Origin of the sequence: Paenibacillus sp. FSL L8-0436 (genome assembly GCF_038593025.1) — a bacterium.
Lineage (GTDB): Bacteria > Bacillota > Bacilli > Paenibacillales > Paenibacillaceae > Paenibacillus_AQ.
This window is the reverse complement of sequence record NZ_CP151955.1, coordinates 2,206,950-2,229,597: the sequence shown is the minus strand read 5'-3', so window position 1 is coordinate 2,229,597 and position 22,648 is coordinate 2,206,950. Positions and strand designations below refer to the sequence as shown.

At 48.0% G+C, this 22,648-nt stretch carries 19 protein-coding genes; 3 read left to right on the top strand and 16 right to left on the bottom strand.

Going from position 1 to position 22,648, the window contains the following annotated elements; all coding sequences use genetic code 11:
• Positions 1-34 precede the first annotated feature (34 nt).
• The 3 genes from NSS79_RS09905 to NSS79_RS09895 form a co-directional block, all read right to left on the bottom strand.
• A complete protein-coding gene (locus NSS79_RS09905) occupies positions 35-193 on the bottom strand; it encodes a hypothetical protein (RefSeq protein ID WP_342439206.1) in 159 nt (52 codons plus the stop codon).
• Positions 194-235: 42 nt separating this feature from the next.
• Positions 236-2,224, bottom strand: coding sequence for an RHS repeat domain-containing protein (locus tag NSS79_RS09900; RefSeq protein WP_342439205.1), 1,989 nt, complete (start codon positions 2,222-2,224; stop codon positions 236-238).
• A gap of 84 nt (positions 2,225-2,308) precedes the next feature.
• A complete protein-coding gene (locus NSS79_RS09895) occupies positions 2,309-3,430 on the bottom strand; it encodes a GBS Bsp-like repeat-containing protein (RefSeq protein ID WP_342439204.1) in 1,122 nt (373 codons plus the stop codon).
• A gap of 192 nt (positions 3,431-3,622) precedes the next feature.
• Between NSS79_RS09895 and NSS79_RS09890 the strand changes: the two genes are divergently transcribed.
• Positions 3,623-4,090, top strand: coding sequence for a MarR family transcriptional regulator (locus tag NSS79_RS09890; protein WP_076114293.1), 468 nt, complete (start codon positions 3,623-3,625; stop codon positions 4,088-4,090).
• A 55-nt stretch (positions 4,091-4,145) separates the two neighbouring features.
• On the opposite strand, the gene NSS79_RS09885 is transcribed toward NSS79_RS09890, so the two are convergent.
• The 9 genes from NSS79_RS09885 to NSS79_RS09845 all read right to left on the bottom strand — a co-directional run bounded on the left by NSS79_RS09885 (position 4,146) and on the right by NSS79_RS09845 (position 16,667).
• The gene (locus NSS79_RS09885) at positions 4,146-6,011 is read right to left on the bottom strand and encodes an LTA synthase family protein (RefSeq protein ID WP_342439203.1); all 1,866 of its coding nucleotides are present in this window, start codon (positions 6,009-6,011) and stop codon (positions 4,146-4,148) included.
• A 71-nt stretch (positions 6,012-6,082) separates the two neighbouring features.
• A complete protein-coding gene (locus NSS79_RS09880) occupies positions 6,083-6,802 on the bottom strand; it encodes a glycosyltransferase family 2 protein (protein ID WP_340899509.1) in 720 nt (239 codons plus the stop codon).
• 310 nt (positions 6,803-7,112) lie between these two features.
• Positions 7,113-7,796: an HAD hydrolase-like protein gene (locus NSS79_RS09875; RefSeq protein WP_179091881.1), complete on the bottom strand. Its 684-nt coding sequence runs from the start codon at positions 7,794-7,796 to the stop codon at positions 7,113-7,115.
• Between the two features lie 194 nt (positions 7,797-7,990).
• Positions 7,991-8,248, bottom strand: coding sequence for an AbrB/MazE/SpoVT family DNA-binding domain-containing protein (locus NSS79_RS09870; protein ID WP_038588784.1), 258 nt, complete (start codon positions 8,246-8,248; stop codon positions 7,991-7,993).
• 367 nt (positions 8,249-8,615) lie between these two features.
• On the bottom strand, positions 8,616-9,263 hold the full coding sequence (locus tag NSS79_RS09865) for a DUF6033 family protein (RefSeq protein ID WP_342439202.1): 648 nt from the start codon (positions 9,261-9,263) through the stop codon (positions 8,616-8,618).
• 166 nt (positions 9,264-9,429) lie between these two features.
• Complete coding sequence (locus NSS79_RS09860; RefSeq protein ID WP_342439201.1) at positions 9,430-11,526, bottom strand: glycoside hydrolase family 36 protein; 2,097 nt, start codon at positions 11,524-11,526, stop codon at positions 9,430-9,432.
• A gap of 141 nt (positions 11,527-11,667) precedes the next feature.
• The gene (locus NSS79_RS09855) at positions 11,668-12,996 is read right to left on the bottom strand and encodes a sugar ABC transporter substrate-binding protein (RefSeq protein WP_342439200.1); all 1,329 of its coding nucleotides are present in this window, start codon (positions 12,994-12,996) and stop codon (positions 11,668-11,670) included.
• Between the two features lie 124 nt (positions 12,997-13,120).
• Positions 13,121-14,767, bottom strand: coding sequence for a response regulator (locus NSS79_RS09850; RefSeq protein ID WP_342439199.1), 1,647 nt, complete (start codon positions 14,765-14,767; stop codon positions 13,121-13,123).
• Positions 14,760-16,667, bottom strand: a complete 1,908-nt coding sequence (locus NSS79_RS09845; protein WP_340899515.1) for a sensor histidine kinase — start codon at positions 16,665-16,667, stop codon at positions 14,760-14,762. The genes NSS79_RS09850 and NSS79_RS09845 overlap by 8 nt, the downstream gene beginning before the upstream one ends.
• A gap of 204 nt (positions 16,668-16,871) precedes the next feature.
• On the opposite strand from NSS79_RS09845, the gene NSS79_RS09840 reads away from it, so the two are divergent.
• Complete coding sequence (locus NSS79_RS09840) at positions 16,872-17,762, top strand: sugar ABC transporter permease (RefSeq protein WP_342439198.1); 891 nt, start codon at positions 16,872-16,874, stop codon at positions 17,760-17,762.
• Positions 17,762-18,598, top strand: a complete 837-nt coding sequence (locus tag NSS79_RS09835; protein ID WP_038588763.1) for a carbohydrate ABC transporter permease — start codon at positions 17,762-17,764, stop codon at positions 18,596-18,598. Before NSS79_RS09840 ends, NSS79_RS09835 begins: the two co-directional genes overlap by 1 nt.
• A gap of 88 nt (positions 18,599-18,686) precedes the next feature.
• On the opposite strand, the gene NSS79_RS09830 is transcribed toward NSS79_RS09835, so the two are convergent.
• The 4 genes from NSS79_RS09830 to NSS79_RS09815 all read right to left on the bottom strand — a co-directional run bounded on the left by NSS79_RS09830 (position 18,687) and on the right by NSS79_RS09815 (position 22,603).
• Positions 18,687-19,715: a CapA family protein gene (locus NSS79_RS09830; RefSeq protein WP_340899517.1), complete on the bottom strand. Its 1,029-nt coding sequence runs from the start codon at positions 19,713-19,715 to the stop codon at positions 18,687-18,689.
• A 76-nt stretch (positions 19,716-19,791) separates the two neighbouring features.
• Entirely contained in the window at positions 19,792-20,451 is a 660-nt protein-coding gene (locus NSS79_RS09825) for a class I SAM-dependent methyltransferase (protein WP_340899519.1), read from the bottom strand.
• Positions 20,452-20,623: 172 nt separating this feature from the next.
• Complete coding sequence (locus NSS79_RS09820; RefSeq protein WP_340899520.1) at positions 20,624-21,646, bottom strand: SDR family oxidoreductase; 1,023 nt, start codon at positions 21,644-21,646, stop codon at positions 20,624-20,626.
• 18 nt (positions 21,647-21,664) lie between these two features.
• The gene (locus tag NSS79_RS09815; RefSeq protein WP_342439197.1) at positions 21,665-22,603 is read right to left on the bottom strand and encodes an aldo/keto reductase family protein; all 939 of its coding nucleotides are present in this window, start codon (positions 22,601-22,603) and stop codon (positions 21,665-21,667) included.
• Between the last annotated feature and the right edge of the window lie 45 nt (positions 22,604-22,648).

Here is a 22,648-nt window from a genome sequence, read left to right as displayed (position 1 = left end):
ACGAATCTAGTGCAAGAGCGGTCCACCCCCTAATTCAATTCACATAAGCTATTACCGGTCTCCAGATTGTTCCATCATAGGCGGCTTCGGCATTTTTAACCGAGTTTCCGAAAACAAAGGGAGGTTCTATAAAGAAAGCTGATAATAGTGAAATTATGACGCCAAATATCCATACAGCTGACCGTTTCTTCATTAGCATTCCTCTTTCGCAAATTACTTTCAGCGCATAGTAGCACTATTCCGTTCGAGTCCCCTTCAGATTGCCATTTGAGTCATAGTTATAGTAAGTAATCTTATTGTTGGGTTGTTTGATCTGCACCAGCCTTCCATTATCATCGTATAGATAAGTTGTCGCTTGCTTAATAATAATGTCATCAATGGAGAGAGCGCCTCCACCATAAATTCCCCAGAACAAATAGTAGTTTTCTTGATTCCCGGTAGTAAAGGTGACCGTTTCTACTCCTTTTGTTCCCGCGGCACTATTCCATGTAGTCCAGCCTTTGGTTTCAATATCATCTAGGCCACGTGCTGAGAAGTAAAAATAGCGGTTGGCATTGGTTGAATCCATATCAATAGATTTATAAGAAAAGGTCACTGAATAAGTCGTATTGCTCTGAAACTTTACTTGATCCAAATCTGTACTTGCGAAATTCGCCCACTGCTGGGAAGCTGTGGAGCTTAAATAGGCAGAATATGAACCGCTGACGGTTTTTGAGGATTCATTAGTAATCCTTCCGGATACGGGTGAAAAGCCAGTCCCGCTATACGAGCCACCTTCAAAAGATTCGCTTACTTTAGAGATTTCTATATCATCCAGCGAAAGAGCACCACCTTGACGGATGCCCCAAACCAGATAGTAATTATCCTTGCTCCCTGTCGTGAACGTAACGGTTTTGCTGCCCTTACTGCCACTAGGGTTCTGCCAAGTAGTCATTCCTTTCTCTTCTAGCTTGTCTGAACTTCGGGCCAGGAAATAGAAATACCGGTTGGCGTTCGAAGAATCCATGTCAGCTGATTTATAGGAGAAAGTTACTGAATAAGTCGTATTAGGTTCGAATTTATACTTATTAAGATCTGTATTTACAAATTCCTTTGTTGGTTCGGTCGCCAGTGATTTAAGGTAAGCAGAATATTGTCCAGTAATCACTTTAGAAGATTCATTAGTAATGACTCCAGAGCCAGCATTGAAATTAGTATTGGTAAACGAACCACTCTCAAAGGATTCATTCACTTTTGTGATTTCTATATCGTCAATGGACAGGGCGCCGCCTTTAAATATTCCCCAGATCAAATAGTAATTCTCTTTGTTTCCCGTTGTGAATGTTATCGACTTTCTTCCCTTATTCCCACTTGCGTCGCTCCAGGCCGTCCAGCCTTTATCATCTGTATTATCCGTACTTCTGGCTAAAAAATAAAAACGGCGATCACTTCCGGTTGGCACCATATCGATAGTTTTATAGGAAAATGTAACTTTGTAGGTCGTATTTTTTTCAAACTTCACTTTGTTCGTATCCGTATAGGAAAATGCTTTCCAATCCTCTGTGTTTAATGAAGAGAGATAAGCTGAATATTGACCGTTAACTATTTTTGCTGGGTCATTAGTAATAACACCGGATCCGGCAAGGAAATTAGTCTGATCAAATGAACCCTTTTCAAAAGATTCGCTCTGTGCGGAAATTTTCTTCACGATTGTTATATCATCAATTGAAAGGGCGCCTCCTGCGTGGATTCCCCAAATTAAGTAATAGTTTGCTTTATTTCCGGTTGTGAACGTCATCGTTTTTATGCCGTTTCCCCCACTTGCATCATTCCAGGTTGTAAACTGCTTGTCTTCCAGGTTATCAGTACTGCGAGCAAGGAAATAAAAAAAACGGTTCGCATCCAGCGGCTGCATATCCAATGATTTGTAGGAAAAAGTCACCGAGTAGGTTGTGTTTTTTTCGAATTTAATTTTGCTTTGATCTGTATAGGAAAATTCCTTCCACTCCTCTGATGCTTGAGAACTCAAATGAGCGGAATACTTTCCACTAACTATCTTTTGTGCATCACTGGTAATTGTCCCATTCACAGGGAGATAGCTGGTTCCGTTAAAAGTACCACTTTCGAATGATTCTTTAGGAGCCACTACGTTCTCTGCAGCAAAAGCCTTGTTCTGAAAAAGGCTGAATACAACAATAATCATAAAAAATGGCAGTGCATAGCTAGTAATTTTATTGGTTTGCATTCTTGCTCCAATCATCCTCTCCACTTTTCCAACTTCATTCTAATTACTGCTTGGCATTCGTTATCTCTGCTATTTGTACCTCAGCTAACGATTAACATTACAAACTAAAGCCCCAACATATTTATTATCAGCATAGATATGCGTAATATAGCTTCCCACCTCAGAGTTGTGTCTTTGAAAGACTACTGTGGCTTTCCAGACTCCAGGGGCAACCTTCACACCTTCAATCCACTCAAGGTCATCCTGCTCTTTATTAGAAGTCCAGGTAGGGAACTGAACACGTTTTATATTAGGGTCTAGTCCGTATATCAAAACATCGTATGAACCCGCCGAGATATTGGCTGTTTTCGGTCCTGATACACCTACACCTCCCTTAACAGTAACTGACGTTCCTCCGATATAGTTTGAATTGCCATACTTGTCATGGGCATAGATATGTGTGAAATAGTTACCTGCTTCATAATTGTGCTTACTGAAGGGTATCCGTATCTTCCACGTTGTATTGCCTATCCGCTCACCGATCACATAGGGCCGCTCAATATCATCCTGGTCATTCTTTTCTGTCCATGTCGGGAATTTCACTTCTTGTATGGTTCTGGACACGCCTTCTATAACCACCTCATAGTATTCAGCAGCTAATCCTACCGTTTGAGGAGCGCTGACGGTTTGAGTATTCTTAACTTGAGTCGTTACACCCGCTACAACTTTGTTATCCGCATAAACATGTGTTGCATATGCGCCAGTTTCCATCCCATGTTTGGACAGAACGACCGTACCTCTCCAGAGATTTGGAGCAACTTTCACACCATCAATCCATTCGAGATCATCTTGCTGATTGTATTCCGTCCATGTCGGAAAACGTACAGTTTTAACACTGTCAGGAACCCCTTTCAGATAAATATCATAGGAGACTACCGAAGTGCTGAAGATATACGGTTCTGCGGGTGTAGCCTTACTTCGCTTAAGAAGGTTGCCATTCGCATCATAGGTATACTGAATCATTGAATTATCAGGAAGAATCTCCATCTCAAGCCGACTCTGATTGTAAATGTTGATCTTCTGCCGCTGTGACGTGCCGTTCATATCTTTGATTATATAATTGGAATCAACACCTTCTAATACCGCAGCCGCTGAAGTCTGAGAATTAAAGATAAAAAAAGTTAAAAAGACACTGGCTAGCAGGGTCACTATCATTGATTTCTTCAAGAACGTCCCTCCAAAATTCTGTTATTTATTGATAAAAATATTAGATTGCAATTCCTAGAATCGATTTATTATAGCAAATCATTTATACGGAAATTGTCGAACCTTGCTATAAATTCTGAGTATATTTATTGACTCCTAAAGTGATTAAATCTGGGCTATAATAATAGGTAAATAAGCTTATGAGGTGTATTAGTGAAAGAAGACAGGTATGAACATGTGGATGAATTATTGGGGGCTTTTCAGCAATTCTCCAAGATGAATTGGCAGAAGCTAACGATGTTTGGGCTAAAGCCCAGTGAAATACGGGTGCTGATCACGATCAGACTCCGCAATACAAAAGCGGACAAGCAGGTACTGACTGTCTCCGAGATCAGCAAGCTGCTTAAGGTAACTTCCCCTACGATTACACAGATGGTGAACAGCCTGCTGTCACAAGGTTTTGTTGTGCGCACCAGCGACTCACAGGACCGGAGAATCAGCAGCATTGTCTTGACGGAAAAAGGCGAGCTGCTCGCAGATAAAGCCGTCGCCAAGATCCGGGAGATGTTTAAAGGCATGGTCGATTATTTGGGCCAGGAGCAAAGTGAAACTTTAATTGATCTCCTGAACAGGGTACATGCCTACTTTGAACAAATACAGGATCAGCCGGATGGCTACTAGAGTGTACCAAAAAAGCACAAAGCGTAGGTTTACAACCTATACTTTGTGCTTTTGATTATTGTTCCAGGTCCGGCAGCTGCAAAATATAGCTATTGGACAGATGCAGCAGACGTTGTACAGCATCAAATTGCGCTTCTGTAGATCCGCCCTCAAGAGTGGAGTTATCCAGCTGACTGTAGTTGGTACCGTCCGCGTAGGCATCCCCTGTTACATAAATGCTCTTGTCGTTAATGAAGGAGCCTGTCGGCAGGAAATGTCTGACCGGCAGCAGGTTAGTCTGCTGATTGAACAGATCTTCACCAAAATGGAGCTGATTCTGAACCGATACACCCAGCAGATTGGCCACCGTCGGCAAGATGTCGACTTGGCCGCCTGTGTGATCCATTACCGCAGGCAGTTTAGCACTCGGCGAATGGACGATGAACGGAATGTTGAACATATCGGTGTAGCCATATTCATGGCCGACCAGTCCATTGATCAGTTCCTTCTCATCGCTGCCAAGCGTGTACATCGGCAGTCCCTGGTGATCGCCATAGAAGACGATAAGGCTGTCATCCCACAGGCCGCTTGTCTTCAGTTCCTCAAGAAATTGCCCCATCGCATAATCCGCGTAATTCTGGGCGCGAATATAATTCCCCAACAGCGTTCCCTCGAAGCGCTCCGGCAACTCGATCTTATATTTATCTTCCGGCATATGGTAGGGATGATGGGCGGTCATCGAAATCACCATCGCATAAAACGGCTTATCCCCGGCATCCATCTGGGACAGCTGCGGCACTGTTTTGGCAAACAGCACTTCATCCGATGCGCCAAAGGCGATATGGTCATCGTCGCCAAAAAAGGACTGGTCATAATAGGTGTCAAAGCCTACCGCTTTGTATAACTCCTTGCGGTTCCAGAAATCCACACTATTGGTGTGGAAGGTTGCCGTGTCATAGCCATTCGAGGCTAGCAGCTTCGGCAAACTCGGCACGGATTTCTCCATATACGCCGAAGAGGTAGCCGGCTCATTCTTGGGAACGTAGAAAGAGGTGTTCACCACAAACTCCGCATCCGAAGTTGTCCCTTGGCCCGCATTCGTATAAAAATTGTTGAAATACGTGTTTTCTTTTACCAGCTTATTAAGATTGGGAGTGATCTCCTGGCCGTCAATGGTCAGTCCGAGCAAGAAGCTCTGGAACGACTCCATCTGCACCACAATGAGGTTTTTGCCTTTATCAGCCCCATAAAATTGCGGTGATGCCGGCTCCTGGATTCCTTTCAGCTCATTGACCGCCTGCTGGGTAATCTCCTTGCTGTCAATAAGCTCCTCGTCCTCGGTGGTATCCGCAAACAGGGTATACAGCTCATAATTGAGAATCCCCATACTCTCCGCTTTTTTAATCTCATTCATGCTCGCATGATTAGGCCAGATGCTAAAGAAGCAGAGTCCGATGGAAACGGCCGTGATGACCAGCAGAACTGCCCGGTTCATGCGTTTCAAGCCTCTTTCCTTCCATTTGGCAATATACTTGGGACGGAACATAAAGAAGAGGAAGAAAATAATATCCACAAAGATAAACAGGTAATAGGGGGCGATCAGAGAATACGTGCTCTCCCCTACCTTAGTGACTTTATCCGCTTGCTGCAAAGCATGATATGTAGCGATCACACCGTAATATTTGTAATACATCAGAACGGAAAAATAAATAACCGTAATCAGCAGATTGGCGATCATGTAGTACAATATCTTCCGCTTCGAGGCCAGCCATTCAATCAGACTGAACACAATGATGAAAAAGGGGATTTCCGTTAACACCATGCTCCAGTTGGGACCGTCGTTAAAGACGACAAACCAGGCAACTGCACTCTTTATAAGCAACACTAAGCTGAATAATACTATAGGCTTGTATAATTTATTTTTAATATTGAATTTGTTCATAATGACTCTATCCCTTTCTTTAAAAACTTGGCCAGCCGCCGCACCTCCTCCCGATTTCAGAAAGCTTCTCGTTAATCCGGATTAGGCATAGATCTGATGCGGTACCGGATGACTCTTTTTTTTAGCCAACCGATGACAACAGCGTCTACGAATCCTGTAATTGCCGGACTGAGCACACCATATTTGGAATGTCCGTGTTTTCGCTCTTGATGCGTTACTGTAACCTCGATGACTGTAAATCCGTTCATTTTGGCCAGTGTAGGCAAAAAACGGTGCATGCCATTGTATAAAAAGAAGCTGTCCGCCACTTCCCGCCTCATAAGTTTTAAGGGAGATACAGAATCCTGGATCCTTTCGCCTGTAAGCCAATTCCTTACTCCGTCGCCGATCCATGAGGATATCCTTTTCAAAAAAGTAACCTTCCGGTTCTCCCGTTTGCCGTTCACAAAATCCACTCTGCCGATAAAGGGCATCAGCCTGAATATATCGCGCGGGTCGCTTTGCAGATCGGCGTCCATGAGTGCGACCAGTTCTCCCCTGGACTGCCTTATGCCCGCCCAGACAGCAGCCGTCTGCCCGCAATGTTTCTCGAAATGAATGACCTTCACCGACTTGTCAGACCGTGCAATCTCATCCAGAATCAAGGCGGTCCGGTCCTTGCTGCCATCGTCGACTAGCACAATTTCATAGCTGTCCATCTTTTCTTGCACCGCATCCGTTATGCTCTGGTGAAGCTCCCGGATATTGCCTTCTTCATTATAAACCGGTACGACCACAGACAATCTAACCAAACAGACTCACCTCAGTACCAATTAATATATTCACGCCGCACCCGACGGGTTACAGGACAGTAAAAAAACGCAGGTTAGTGCGTTCCGGTCCGATCCAAAAGATTTAACAGTACTACTGCATTAAATCACAAAATAGATAGGTTATCAACCTATTTTTCCAGGCGTTTTGTCCGGCAAACCGCCGAAATACTTAATCTTTTCCAGAGTAGAAAAATAACGCCCCTTGTCCGCAGCACCGCGGAGCAAGGGGTGTTTGTAGGCAGGCTTGAACTGCAGATGTACCAGGAATGGAGCATCCCGCTTCTATCCGTTACTCAGCCCGGTCGTACAATCCGATTAATTCATCGAAGGAAGTAATAATAACGTCTGAGCCCTTCAGCTCATCCTGACGTCCGAAGCCTGCATAGGCACAGCCGATTACGGTCTGTCCGTTTCCTTTGCCGGCCTGCACATCGGAGGAACGGTCCCCAACCATCCATGCGCTGCTGATCCCGTGATTGTCCAGCAGAATGCGCAGCAGCTCGGTTTTGGTCGCAGTGCCTTGTCCACCAGCGCTGTACAAGCCCTCGAACAAATCCTTCAGCTCATGCACAACAACGATGCTGTGGATGTAATCCTCCAACCCGTTGCTGGCCACGAACAGCTTGACTCCACGTTCATGAAGTGCGGCAAGGGTCTCCTTAACCATTGGATAGAGCAAGGTGCCGCCTGCTTCCAATCCCTCAACCTCCATCTGCAGCAGCAGTTCATCCGCCCGGCGGTGTACAGCTTCATCGGCATCCGGCATTACATTCTTCCAAATTTGCTCCAGCAGCATGCCAAGACTGCCCAGAATAAGTTCCTCCGGCGGAGTCGGCCCGGTATGCAGCCCTTCTTCCCGCAGGATATCGAACATTTTATGGTAAGCAGGCAATAACAGGGTTTCCGTCTGGAACAACGTTCCATCCATATCAAATACAATTGCTTCCGGTTTCTTTAGCATCAGGTGACTCATCCTTTCCAAATTGTTTTGCGAGTGATCTCTGCTCTGCACATGCAGCTCTAGGTTACATTCCTTTATGATATAGGAAAGCAGTGTGAATTGTCTATGGAGTCGAGATTAACAAAAGGGGACCAGTGGCGGACACTGTAACGTGTCTGCCACCGGTCCCCCGCTGTCATTGGAATCTGTAAGGTTAGGAAAAGAAATTAGATATGGTCAAAACTTGAAATCAATTCATCAAGAACATCTTTGCTTACCATTTTACCTTTGAAGTTAATCAGGTTTTCCGCACTTCCAGAGAAAATGCAGGTAGGCTCATATTTTCTGAGAATGATTTTTTCACCATCAACAAAGATCTCCAGTGGGTCTTTTATGTCAATTCCCATTGTTCTGCGAAGCTCAATCGGAATCACGATACGTCCCAGTTCATCTACTTTTCTTACAATACCTGTTGCTTTCATCATTATGCATCCTCCCTTGATATAAACACTTTATATAATCATTTGTGTTAAAAGCTATCATAGCTTCTAAATAGTAGTAATGATTACGCTATATCTGCATTTTAAAGTGCTATTTCTTTCCTGTCAATTTAATTTTCAACAACTTTTGATATTTATCGACAAAATATTCGTTATAATTTAGAGTCAATTCGACAAAATATTCGATGTTTATAAATTATAATAGCCGAAAACGGCTGCCATTGACAGTTTTTTGTGGAATAATGTTAAATTAGGAGGACTGGCAGAATGAAGATTCAAATGGCATAGCAAAAAACCGCCTAAATGGTCATAAACGCGTTGACCTAGGCGGTAATCATGATCCAAGAAGGTATTAATCATTTAAATGAAACAGATCCTTTTTCCGCAGCATTGAATCCATACTGGCTTGACGCACACTATTTATATACACGTTATTTGCTTCTTCAACACTACTGGAGGTCTCTGTAGATGACCCAAATTGTGAGAGGAGCGTGCTGCTGTTTAGTTTACTTAACAAGTCCGACTGCTCCGCCTTCTTCTTTTGGTCTGCCTCTACTTCTTTTTGAATCTTTTCCCGCTCGGCAGGTGTCAAATAATCACCAATAACCCAAAACGTAGCTTTTCCATCCGGATGTATAATTACCCCGCTGGCATCCCCCGGTTTATCATTAGCGCTGGACGCAAAATGGTCCTGTATGATATCTTCTACTTTTTTTTGCAATTGTGGATCTGTTGCCGACTGATTCAGTATATTGGGAGCGATCGTAACATTTCCTTTGCCAACACAGTGGGAATACACACTCTTTACTGCTTCTTCGGTCTTGGGTATAGCTTGCACATTGATCTTAATGCCGAATTTATTTTCCAATTCCGTCAAAACTGCTTCCGAATTCGTTGTCGATAATGCATTTTGAAAAGAAATCCCTGAATTCTGATTTTTCTGGCTTGCTATTGTTGCCCCCGCACGATTAAGGCTGCTGAGTGGCACTACCTTCAACAAATTAAACCAACTCCTTTATTCTTTTTTACTGAAGCATCCATTTAGTATATCGGCTTCCGGAATTTGTATTTTAGACTTTCCTCAATATGTACAAAAAAAGAACCAGCAGCCGCTCCCCAAGAATCAGGTTCAAGGGGACCGGCCCTGGCTGCAGGCTTTACGAACTTTACGAAGTAATCTCAAACAATCTCGCTGTTTTTCCCGGTGGGAGGACCACCGTCAATACTCCTGCTGATTTATCCCAATTCCAGGCCAAGTCATGCTGCTGCGGATAGGCACAGGCGATGGCTGGTTCAAGCCCCTTCAGCTCTTCTATCGGCAATTGGACATTCTCGGCTTCTCCGGCAATCCGCCATACCGCGACGTACCTGCGTTCCCCGCGCCGCAGCCCGAGGCTAACCCATTCGCCCCCGCTATCCGGCAAGCCGAGCGGCCAGAAAGGCGTGGCATGCGGGATATCGCTGCGGATGGTTTTGTAATAATCCAAAGCTTCCTTCACCAGTTTTCTGCGGCGGGGCTCTAGCTCCGCCAAATGTCCGCTCTGGTGCACACGCAGCAGCAGCGCATTGACCATATTGAAGATGACTTCCTCATCATCGCCCTCGCGCAGCGGATACGACCAGACCGCGGACTGCTCCGGTGTCAGTGCCGCCGGCGAGCCTGCGGCTATGGCCGCGTACTGTACATAATCCTCCTGGTCGCTGGTCGACTGGATACTGTGCCGGCTGAGCATCGCATAATCCATACGCATGCCGCCGCTGGAACAGTTCTCGATCACAAGATTTGGATAACGCACAAAGATGCTGTCCAGCCAGGCCAGATAGGCACGATTATGCTGCAGCAGCCCGTCGCCGAAGCTGTCCGCATCTGTCTCTGTTCCAATGCCTGCATTGATGTTGTAATCCATCTTAATGTATCCTACGCCGTACTGCTCAACCAGACGGGCAATAACACCGTTAGCATGTTCAATCACTTTCGGGCTGCGGTAATCGAGCTGGTAGCGGCTGCGGTCCTTAACCCGTTTGCCATGCCGCATGAAAAACCAGCTGCCATCGGTCTCCGCCAGCTTCGGACTGTTGATGCCTATAACCTCCAGCTCCAGCCATAGCCCGGGAATCATTCCTTTGCTGCGGATATAGTCCAGCACATATTTAATCCCTTCCGGGAACCGCTCACTGGAAGGCTCCCACTGCCCTACGCCATCCCACCACTCTCCAGGCGCATACCATCCGGCATCGATGCAGAAATATTCACAGCCGACATCGGCGGCGGCGTCGATTAAGGGCAGCAGCTTCTCCGTCGTCGGGCTTCCCCACAGGCAGTTCATATAGTCGTTAAAAATAATCCGCAGCAGCTCATTATCCTCATTGGGTCTGCGGATCATCCGGCGGTACGCCGTAAGCTGTTCCGCTGCTCCCTGGAATCCTCCCTGTACAGCACCCACAGCTACAGGCACCGAGGTGAACTCCTCACCCGGGGCCAGCTTCAGCCACCAGTGGTTGTCATGCTCTGTAGGCCCGCTGGCCAGCAGTGTAAGCTGATCATACTGATCCGTCAGCTCCCAATGCCAGGAGCCGTTATGCTCAATCTGCCAGAACAGGCTTGTCCCGCTCTCCTTGTTGTGCAGCACAGCCATGGGAAGCAATTCTGCCGCTGACCAGGAGCCTGTATTGCTTGCGGCAATCCGTTTCGAGCCGCGGTCGGCCAGATGGGACATCCCCAGCTCAGGCAGCCGGTAGGTCCGCCACTGCAGCTCACTCTGCCACCCGCTATGCGCGAGGGTTACCTCGATCTTGTCGTTGCGGTCTCCGCTTCCCTCCTTGTCTACACCTGTAAGAGCAAATGAGGAGATGTATTCCACGGCCGCCTCTGCTTCCCCGGCATTCTTCAGCACTGTCCAGCTGCGTACAATCTGCACGCCCTTATAGAACTGAAAATGCTGTACCGCCTGAATTCCCGTAATGTGATCGGTCAAGGTTAGCTCCAGCTTGCGTCCCAGCGCATTCCCCGTGTCGCTGTGCCCGGCATATACCATCCGGAGCCCCGGATAGGAGGCCCGGTGGGTGCGCCCGTGATATTCGGCGCGGTCTTCACCCGACAATTGCAGCTCCAGCAGCCGGAAGCCCGGTTTATTCTTGTCGGCGATAGCCCCGGCTTCCAAAGGTGACGCTCCGAAGTGGAGCAGCCGGACATCCTGCTCCGGTGTAATTTCAATCGTAAGATAAAGTCCATTTTCGGCGATTTCAATGATCTTGCTGTCCATATTTAATTTAGCCTCCTGCCATATGTTGGTGTCTTATATAATTATAATTTGTTTCTTTAACTTTCGCCTCCCGCCAACAAAAAAGGGACGGCCCCCCGGTAAATGAATCTTACCTTCGAGACCGTCCCACATCGAAATGTTTTATTGAGCCGATCCGAATTGGATCCAGGCTTTCTGAATTTCGTTGATCGCTTGATCCTTAGTTTTGCTGCCGCCGATGTAAGCCTGCATCAGTTCACCAAATTTCTGGTGGAATGTATCCAGGGAGTAGTTGACCGACAGGTCACCGGATTTCTCCGTCTTCAGGATTTCTTCCATTTCCTTAGGCATTTGCAGGTCAGGCATTGGGGCATCCTTGATTGGCGGGATTACCTTAGCCACGGTGGAGAACCAGTTTTTGCCGTACTCGGAAGTATACAGCCAGTTGAAGAACTCAATAGTTTCCTTAACTACAGCAGAATCCTTGTTGATGCGCAGCGCCTGGTCAGCACCAGTAATAATCTGGGACTGTTCCGGTTTGTCGCTGACAGGGTAGCCGGCGATGCCAAGGTCAAAGTCTGGTGTAATTTTCTTAATGGCTTCTTCATCCCATGCGCCTTTACCGTTCATGAATGCGGTTTTGCCTAGAGCGAAGTCGCTGACTTGAGCATTGCTGTCGCGCTCCAGCGGCTTGTCCGTACCGTGCTTAACTGTAGTGTCAATGTAATTAAAGAAGTTATTGTACAGCAGCGGGTGATCCTTGATGGTCGTCTTGCCGGCGATGAAATCCGCTACAAGCGTTTTAGCGTCTGTTCCCGCATCGATTGCAGCCGCATCCACAAAGTGTTGGAAGATGTGCTTCCATACCCACCACTCTTTGTAGGCATTGGCGAACGGTGTAATGCCTTTTGCCTCCAGCTTGGTGATCGCATCATCCAGCTGGGCGGTTGTCTTTGGAATTTCTGTGATTCCGGCATCAGACAGCAGTTTTTTGTTATACATCAGTACGAACAGGTTGCCTTTCACTGGAAGTCCCAGCACCTTGCCGTCGGTAGAGCTCATATTGGAGCGGACCGCATCGGTCATCGCTGCCGCAAGCGGCTCATTCGTAAGATCGGCACTGTATTCAGCAAAGGTATCAATATCTCCACCGGCTGTCGTCTGGAACACGTCAGGAGTGCTGCCGGCAGCAATTTTCGATTTAAGTACCGTATTGTAGTCAGCCTGCATAATTTCCAGGTTGATGGTAACGTTCGGTTTTACCTTTTTGTATTCTGCGATGTAGGCATTGAACGCATCGGTGTACTCCGGAGATGCGGTAAACATATTAATCGTTACGGGCTTGGAAGAATCAGTTGTGGCAGCATTATCCGTCCCATTTGTACCAGCCGTATTATTAGTAGCGGCATTATTGTTGTTCCCGCCGCAACCGGCCAGCAGACCGCCGACGAGCAGCAGACTTGCAGATAGTCCCATAAATCGTTTTAACATGATGTTGCCCCCTCTTTCTTATGCATCTTGTGTGGTCTTGTTGCTATTCTAAATAAAAAGAAAAAGGATAAGAATGTACATAAGTGAACTTATAAGGGTAAAAAAGTGGGCTAATGTAACCGTTTCACTTTTCTACCCCGGGCAGCAGGAGCCTGAATTCAGAAGGTGAACAGTCGTAATAATTGCGGAACGCCTTGCTGAAATAGTTTTTGTCCTTATAGCCCAGCATCTCGGAGATATCCTGGATTTTGAGGGCAGGATCAGACAGCAGGTCCTTGGCCTTGTCCATTCTTACCTTTTGTACATACTCATGAATGCCGTAACTGTATTGGGCCTTGAACAGCTTCATCAAGTATTCTCTGCTCAGGAAATATTTATCCGTGAACATCGATATTTTAATATTCTCGAAATAGTGGTTATCAATGTATGCTTTAATATTTTCCAGTACATTGCCGCGGTTACCGGCAAGGGATCTGCCGATTTCACCGGCATAGACATCCAGAATATGATTCAGCACGCCTTCAAACTGCTCAAAGGAGGCAAAATCACCGGCGATCCCCAGCCCGCGCAATCCCTTGTCTTTGCCGCCGCGCAGCCGTTCAGGAACCGCATTCAGTTCCTTGGCGATATCGTTCAGCAGAATAATGAACTCTTGAATCGTCCGGTCAGCCGCACCGAGGCTGAAATGCCCGGAAGACTGCCATTGTCCGGTGAATTCGCCGAGGATGCTTTTGGCATGATTCACATTTCCGCTCTCCAAAACATTGCGGATAAGCGGCATCCGGCCAGTCAGAGAAGGGCTGTCCTTAACTGGTAGTTTAGTACCTGCACCGTCAGCAACAATGCCGCTCTTTAGATTCAGCAGATCAATGGCGTCCAGCGACGCTGTGGCGGTGTCATACGACTGTGCGATATCCATACAATCGCTATAAGGCTCTCCAATGCCTCCTGCACAGGCAATTCCGAACAACTCCTTCAAAGTCGAAGCAGCCTTTTTCATATGATGCAGGGACAGAAAGGCCGCATCCTGCCCGTAACCGCCCTTCATGGTAAAGATAGCGATAAATTCACGCTCTGCCCGGGGGCTGACGAAGCTGAACGCTTCAAAATCCCCGCCGCTGTTCTCATTAATGACATTCGTTACGGCAAAATGCATCAGATCCCGGTCCTCATGAAATCTACCCTTGCGGACCTGCTCCAGATTGAGCAGCCGGACAATCCCAACAGCAAAAAAATGGCCGGGTGTATCTGCACCGATCAGCGGCAAAAAGGCTTCATTGGACTGGTTCTTGAAGCTGCGCTCGATAATCGACAGATACATTTTCTCCTTCAGCTTCGGAATGGACATGTTCAGCGTGATGTTCTGGCTGATAAATTCGCTTTCTTTCTTGCGTTTCGCCTCCAGCAGGTCGACGGCCTTGTGCAGCGCACTGTTCAGATCAGTCCGGTTAACCGGCTTCAGCAAATAGTCGACAACCTTGGAACGGATGGCCTGCCGGGTATATTCGAAATCATTGTAGCCACTGATAACAATCAGCAGCAGATCCGGAAATTCATGCTCGGCGATTTGCAGCAGCTGGCTGCCGTTCAGCTCCGGCATCTTCATATCGACAAGCGCGATATCTATTTTGTGCTGCCGCAGCATGGCCAGTCCAACGTTGCCGTCCGTAGCCTCCAGCACCTGATCTACCCCTAGTCCCTTCCAGTCCCCCAGAATGTTTATGGCTTCGCGCAGCGGCTCTTCATCATCTATGATCAGTACTTTATACATGTTGTCCCAGACCTCCCTGCGGTAATTGCATTTCCATTGCCGTTCCGTGCTCATTACTGCTGATCGCCAGACCCGCTTCTTCTCCATATAAGAGCTTCAGCCGTGTATTCAAATTTTTCAGCCCGATGCTTTCATTTCCGTCATCGGACAGGTCTCCTCCAAATTCCTCCCACTGGATCTGCAGCGAGCTCAGCACTTCCGCAAGCCGTTCCCCGCTAATGCCAGGCCCGTCATCCAGTACAGAAATCACATTGTAGGTTGGAGTAATCCGCGCCACAATCCTGATCGTGACTGTAGAGGATACCCTCTCCAGCGCATGCTTAATGCAGTTCTCCACCAGCGTCTGAATGGACAGCTTGGGAATACTCAGCTCCAGCAAGGTCTCGTCCCAATCGTAGACGATCTGCATCCGGCTCCCGAAACGGGCCTTCTGCAGCGCCAAATAGCGTTCAATATGCCTCAGCTCTTCCCTGGCCGCAACAACATCACGTCCGCTGATGCAGTAACGCAACGTCAAAGCCAGATTATCAACCATCTCAACGATATCGTCATTGTTGTTCTTCAATGCCTTCGTAGAAATCGCCTGAAGGGCATTGTATAAGAAATGCGGGTTAATCTCCGCCTCCAGCGCTTTGAGCACCGCGTTTTTCTCGACGATTTTCATTTTATAACGTTCATTGATCAGTTCATTGGTTTTCTCCACCATCTTATTGAAATGGCGCGACAGATACGCGATCTCATCGTTGCCCTCCACCTGTGCCTCGGCATCAAAGCTGCCGGTACTGAACCGCTTCATTTGCAGCGACAGATTTTTCAGCGGATTTGTGATCCTGTTGGAGATGAAGCTGACAAGGATCACCGAGACGATCAGAAACAGCAGGCCAATGAAGTAGTTTAATTTACGTGTCGTTGTCGCCGCTTCATAAATTTCTTTGTAGGGAATCGGCTTGATCAGCTTCCAGCCCTCTTTTTTATTAATGTCATAGATCACCAGATATTTTTGTTCATCAGCCGACCACGTAAGTCGTCCGCCTTGGGCTGGGGTCAGCTGGTCCAGCAGGCCTGCCGCTTCACTTTTGGCATAAAATTCACGGTCATCCACCACAAACGCCTCATTATCCGGGCTGACATACATCAAATGCTCTCCGCTGTTGAACGGAATGTCCTTCATGATCTCATCGGTGACGCTGGAGTTGAAGTACAAGGACAATACCGCCTGCGGTTCTCTGGACGCGATTGAACGGAGCAGCCTGTGGTAGCCCATGAAGCTTTTGTCTTTATTAATAGGATAGTCATCCTGTTCCGAAGTGTCCTGCACAAAGGATTGATAAGAACGGTTAAACGGGCTTGCCAGCGCACGCTTATACCAGGTGAGATTCTCAATCGGGGGGTGCTGGGCGACCCGGATTGTAATATTATAGTTCTCTTTGGTGACATAATAATACTTCTGCTCTTTGATCACGTAGAGGGTTATGGCCTCCAGGTCATTGCGTGAAAAATAGAGGTTCTTCAGGTAATCCTCCACATACATCTTGGAAGCATAATCTTCCGATTCGTGCATGATGGCGTAAGTAATCTCATCATAGGAGATTTGCGGCAGGGACAGCTGCTCGATCCCGTCAAGGTAACTCTCCAGATTACGGCCGACCAGCAGCAAGTTGTTGCTTGTGCTCGTTATTCTGCTGTTCACTGATTCCTTGCGCAGCATTCCATAGGAAATGAACGTCAGCGAGGTAACCACCAGGATAATAATGGTCGTGAACAGCAGAATCAGCTTATTCGCCAGACGGCGTGAAATCCGCTCCAGTAAAGGCTCAAACAGCTTATGCAGAATTGATCTAATGATGTGCGGCGGCCTCCTTTGCTTGCAGGGTTCAATACCGGAAATGGTGGCCTCCATAAAATGCCAGGACCCTTTTCTCCAGCTTCAGCATCTTTTTGGTGTTCTTTTCAGTTCACCTTTTTACCCCTAACTGTACTCTTAAATCCATTTTTGAGTATAGGGGTCTGCTCTATAATACACAATATAGACTAACCGGAATGGTTATGTGTGGCAAGCCAGGCACATTACTCCCACCCTATAAATACAAGAAGAGGTGCTTCCATGTTAAAAACACTCGGCAGAAAATGGCGTGAGAAAATAGAATTCGGAATTTTCACGCTTCCTGTTCTGATCTGTATCGCTGTAGCATTCTACATTCCTTTTGCCATGACCATCCGTTATTCGATGACCAAATGGAACGGGATATCCAAACACCCCAAATTTGTCGGACTGGATAACTTCAAGCAGATCTTCACCGGAGATACCAACTTCTCCGATTCGGCGTGGTTCACCATCAAATATGCGGTGCTCTACATCATACTTGTTAACGTGCTGGCCATCCTGCTGGCCGTGCTTCTGGACATGAAGCTGAAGACGACTTCCTGGCTGAGAGCGGCTTTCTTTATCCCTTATATCCTCAGTCTTGTTATCGTCGGCTTCATCTGGAAATTCATCTTCATGCAAGGCTTCAACTCCCTCGGAGAAAGTACAGGCTGGGGCATATTCGACCTAAGCTGGCTAGGGACGCCGGGACTGGCCTTTATCTCGATCTTAGGAGTCTCCATATGGCAATCGGTCGGCTTCTATCTCGTCATCTATATTGCCGGTCTGCAATCTGTACCTGAAGACCTGAAGGAAGCAGCCACCGTGGACGGTGCCGGACCGCTGAGAAGATTCTTCAGCATCACCCTGCCGCTGCTTGCTCCATCCATCACCATTTCGGTATTTATGGCCCTGACCAACTCGATCAAGGTGTTCGACGTTATCCTGTCGCTGACCGGCGGCGGCCCTGGCGGAACTACCTACAGTATCGCTTATGATATTTACCGGGATACCTTCCAGAACAATCTGTACGGATATGGTACGGCAAAAGCGCTCATCCTCTTCCTGGCTGTGCTTGTCGTGACGATCATCCAGCTTACGTTCTTCAAGAGAAGAGAGGTTGAGGCATAATGAAAACAAACAACAGCAAAGCGGGCAAGATCATTCTGGAAGTTGTTCTGGTCCTCCTATCTCTTTTGTTCTTGTATCCGCTGTTCCTGACCGTAATCAACTCTCTGAAAAGCTTCAGTGAGGTCATGACTGACGTTATTGCCCTGCCGAAGAAGTTGACCTTCAGCAACTACTCCTATGTGTGGGAGTTCATCAATTATCCAAGATTGTTCCTGAACAATTTCATTATTACCGGCGTCGGCCTGCTGGGAATCGTGTTCATTTCGTCCATTGCGGCTTATAAGCTTGCACGGACAAAATCCAGATGGAGCGGAGTGATCTACTTCCTCTGCATCATGCCGATGCTCATTCCGTTCCAGTCGATCATGCTGACCGTACTGCAGACTGCCAAGAACCTGAACCTGTCCGAAAGCACTTGGGGACTGGGTCTGCTGTATTGGGGCTTCGGAGCTCCGCTGGCTGTATTTATCTATCACGGCTTCGTCAAAGGCATTCCGCTGGAAATCGATGAAAGCGCCACGATCGACGGGGCTTCCGGCTTCCGCCTGTTCTTCAGTGTAATCTTCCCGCTGCTGAAATCGGTAACGACGACCATCGTCATCATCGACGTCATGTGGATCTGGAATGACTTCCTGCTTCCGCTGCTTATGGTCAACGGCTCGCCGGATACGAAGACACTTACACTTGCAGCTTATACATTCGTGGGCCAATACACTTCGGACTGGCAATATGCGATGACGGCCATGGTAATGGCTGTACTGCCGTCCATCGTCGTATTCATCTTCCTGCAGAAGTATATTGTTAAAGGCGTTGTCGCCGGGGCAGTGAAGGGCTGATTTCAATACAGTGTTAAACTTCATATGACAAAAAAAGAGCATGTGATTAGCCATTAGGCTCGATCACATGCTCTTTATATTATTGAGGTCAAAGATCCTCTGTAACTGTACCGTCTGCCGCTATGACAGCATTGAACGACAGCTTGTTCATTCGCTTGATGGTCTCCTGATTATAGGCATTGCCCATAAAATTCGGCTGTCCGCCGATAATCTTAACCGGCGTAATTTTGCCGGTTACGCCGCTATCGCTGATTGTAAAGTTGACCAGCATCGAATGCAGGGTCTTCTCTCCGCCGCGCGTAGAACGGTTGAACACAAAATTGCCCAGCGAATAGTAGATCGGCTTATGCTTGTAATATTCGATCCCCATCAGGTTGTGGCTGTGCGCGCCAAGGATAATATCCGCACCGCAGTCGATCATTTGCTTCGCCAGCGTCCGGGCGTAGTCCTCGGGATAGTCCTTGAACTCCTGGTTCCAATGGATATACACAATGGTATAATCGTTGTCCTTAGCCGACTTCTTAATCGCACCCATCAGCGGCTCCGCAGTGTAGGCTGAAGCAGCTCCGGGATTGTTTTTCCCGGCATACCAGGAGGTGCCGGATAACACGCGGCTTGTGCCCAGCACAGCTATCCGTTTGCCTTTGACAGTCTTAATATACGGTTTGAAGGCTTCCTCAATATTGTTGCCTGCACCTGTATGGCCGATCTTGTGCCGGTCCAGATGCACCAACGTATCCAGCATGGCGTTCTGCCCGTAATCCAGGATATGGTTGTTGGCCACGGTCACGCCGTCAATTCCCGCATAGGTGAGTCCACCCAGTGTTTCCGGCTTGGAGCGGAAGGCAAAGTTCTTCTCGGCCGCCTTCCCTCTAACCGATACCGGCGTCTCCAGATTCGCAAACGCAAGATCCGCTTTCTGCAGGACCGGTGCCACTTTGGTGAATGGAAAATGAACCCCGTATTTTGCAATCTGCTCACCTACAAAACCGTCCAGCAGAATATCTCCGGCAAAAGCAAGTGTGATGTTCTCCTGCCCCCCTGCTCCTTTGCTAAATACAGCAGACGAGGGAACAAGCAGGCACAAAATAACTGTAATGATTGCCAATCTTTTCAATACTCTAGCCCCTTTTTATAAGATATTGTTCTACTATACTGAAAGCAGATTCTTAAAAGAAGGGTATAAAGTCCTGCTAGTTTTGCGCTTTTTTGAGCACAGCTCTGAAACAATTCAGTCCGCCCCACAAATCCGTTCGCACAGCATCCTCAGGAAGATTGAAATCCGTCTCCCCCCAATACTGGAATCCGGACTGCAGCAGCACGTCGTTCATCAGCGGCAGATTGACTGTAGGATAATCAAAGGTCAGTACCAGCAGGCCCTCTCCGTTCAGCGTTCTGTGGAACTCCTGCACCGCACGCACAGAATCCTCCAGCGACAGATGCTCCAGTACCGAGATGCAAAAAATCGTATCAAAGCTCTCATCGGCATACGGCAGCTTGGTGAGATCGGCCTGGGCCAGATGAAGACTTGTTGTCCGTCTCGCCCCCGCCTGCCGCGCCGCTTCGGCTCCGATATCTTCGGCAATGTTCTGGAGGATCGCTTCCTTTGACAGGATGCGGGCATCAAGATCACAGGCATAAACCTCGTCGCTGAATCCGGCGAGATAGAACTTCAGCGGATGGGAAATGCCGCAAGCGGCATCCAGCACCACATCATGGGGTGAAATAAAGTTTGTACACCACTCGTATTCATAAGGGCGGCTCCACCAGGATTCCGGCAGATCGTAAATCAGCTTCTCACGGCGTGCATCGGAATTTACAAAAAAACGGGAGACATACGGATGTGTCGGCATGGCCAGGACTCCTTTTAAGGGAATTTCGGTAGTGAGAGTATATTCAAGATTCCCCGTTTCATGCCACGCCTCACATCAGCACGTATAAGCAACAAAATTCCCCACAAAAAGACGGTGATCCTTATTAGGAATCACCGTCTTTTGAGCTTATGTGCACCCTATGAGCTTAAACTTAAACGTAATAAGAAAGCAGCTTGGGATCGATGCCATGTTTGCTGATCAGGTTGTCCAGCATCTTCGACCATTCCTGGTCCATCAAGCACAGCTTAGGATGACGCTCAAACCACGCCACCGACAGCTTCACTCCTTCTGCGAATGGAACCGTAGCCTCGTAATCCGGCACAAGCCGTTTGATTTTACTGTTGTCGAACACACTGCTTACCGCCTGGTCCCCGATCAGGCCATCCGCTGTGCCCGCCGGTGTATGGGCTGCGATGAAATCCGTGGAGATATGCACAACCTTCGGCTCTCTGCCTGCAGCCTCCCCAATGGCAGCATAAATCTGATTCCAGCTCAGCACTTCATCAGAAGTGATATGGACAGCCTCTCCAATGGCTTCAGCATGTCCCAGCAGGCCGACAAACCCTTTGGCAAAATCGGTATTGTGGGTCAGCGTCCAGAGTGAGGTTCCGTCCCCATGAATCACGAGGGGCTGGCCTTTGCGGATACGCTCTACCAGTGACCAGGGATGCTGCCAGCTCGTCAAAGCTGCAGGAATTGCTGTAACGCCATAAGTATGCGACGGACGGACAATCGTAACCGGGAAGCCGTTGCTGTGATGGGCTTCCAGCAGCAGTTCCTCACAGGCGATTTTATCGCGTGAATACTGCCAGTATGGATTGACAAGCGGCGTCTCTTCCGTGATCCGGTAATGCCGCTGCGGCTTCTGGTAAGCCGATGCCGAGCTGATAAAGACATATTGCTTCGTCTTGCCGGTAAACAGTTCGATGTCGAGCTGTACCTGCTCAGGAGTGAACGCGATCCAGTCTACCACAACATCAAATTCATACCCCTTCAGCACTTCACGGGCTTCCGCCCCCTTGCGGATATCTCCCTGGATCACCTTCGCACCTTCCGGCACGAATTCGCCCCGCTCTCCGCGATTAAACAGATACAGCTCTATCCCGCGCTGAACGGCCAGTCTGGAGACGGCCTCGCTGATTAATCCTGTCCCTCCGATAAATAATACCTTCATCTCTGTCTGCTCCTCTCTTTAGCCCAGAATCTCTTCAATCTTGGTCACAATATCCCCGGAGAGCTCTATGCCTGAGGCCAGAACATTCTCCTCAACCTGCTCCGGACGGCTTGCACCGACCAGCGCGCTTGCCACATTAGGCTGACGCAGAATCCAGGCCAGCGCCAAATTGCCGACAGAAATGTCCAATTCAGCCGCAACACCCTCAAGCTGACGCACTTTGGCAATCTTCTCATCCGTTATCCCTTTACGCATCCAGTCCAGCTTAGCTGCCCGGCTGTCCTCAGGAATATCAGAGACGGAGCTGTACTTACCCGTCAGCAGACCTTGGGCCAGCGGGGAAAAGACAACCTGTCCGATTCCTTTGCGCTGGCCGAGCGGAATGATTTCTTTCTCAATATAACGTTCGAACATATTATAAATAGGCTGGTTAACAACGATATGATCCAGCAGGTAACGGTCGGCGACCGCGAGCGCTTCCGCCATTTGCGCTGCCGTCCATTCACTTACACCCACATAGAGCACCTTGCCCTGACGGACCAGATCATCCAGTGTCCGCAGTGTTTCTTCAATAGGAGTTTCCGGATCATAGCGATGGCAGTACATAATGTCCACATATTCGGCCCCAAGCCGTTTCAGACTGGCATGGCACTGCTCGGTAATATGCTTGCGGGACAATCCGCGGTCATTGGGCCCCTCCCCCATAACGCCGAAAACCTTGGTCGCCAGAACATAGGACTCGCGGGGAAATCCGCGTAAAGTTTCGCCCAGCACTTTCTCCGCCGCTCCTTTTTCATATACATTGGCCGTATCAAAAAAATTAACACCCAATCCGTAAGCGGTTTCAATGGCTTTAACGGCATTCTCACGTTCCACGTAACCGCCGTAAGTCAGCCAGCTTCCCAAGCTGATTTCACTGACCTTAAGCCCTGTTCCACCCAATCTGCGATACTTCATTTCACACTGCTCCTCTCCATAGATCCGGCTCTAATGGCTCCGGTT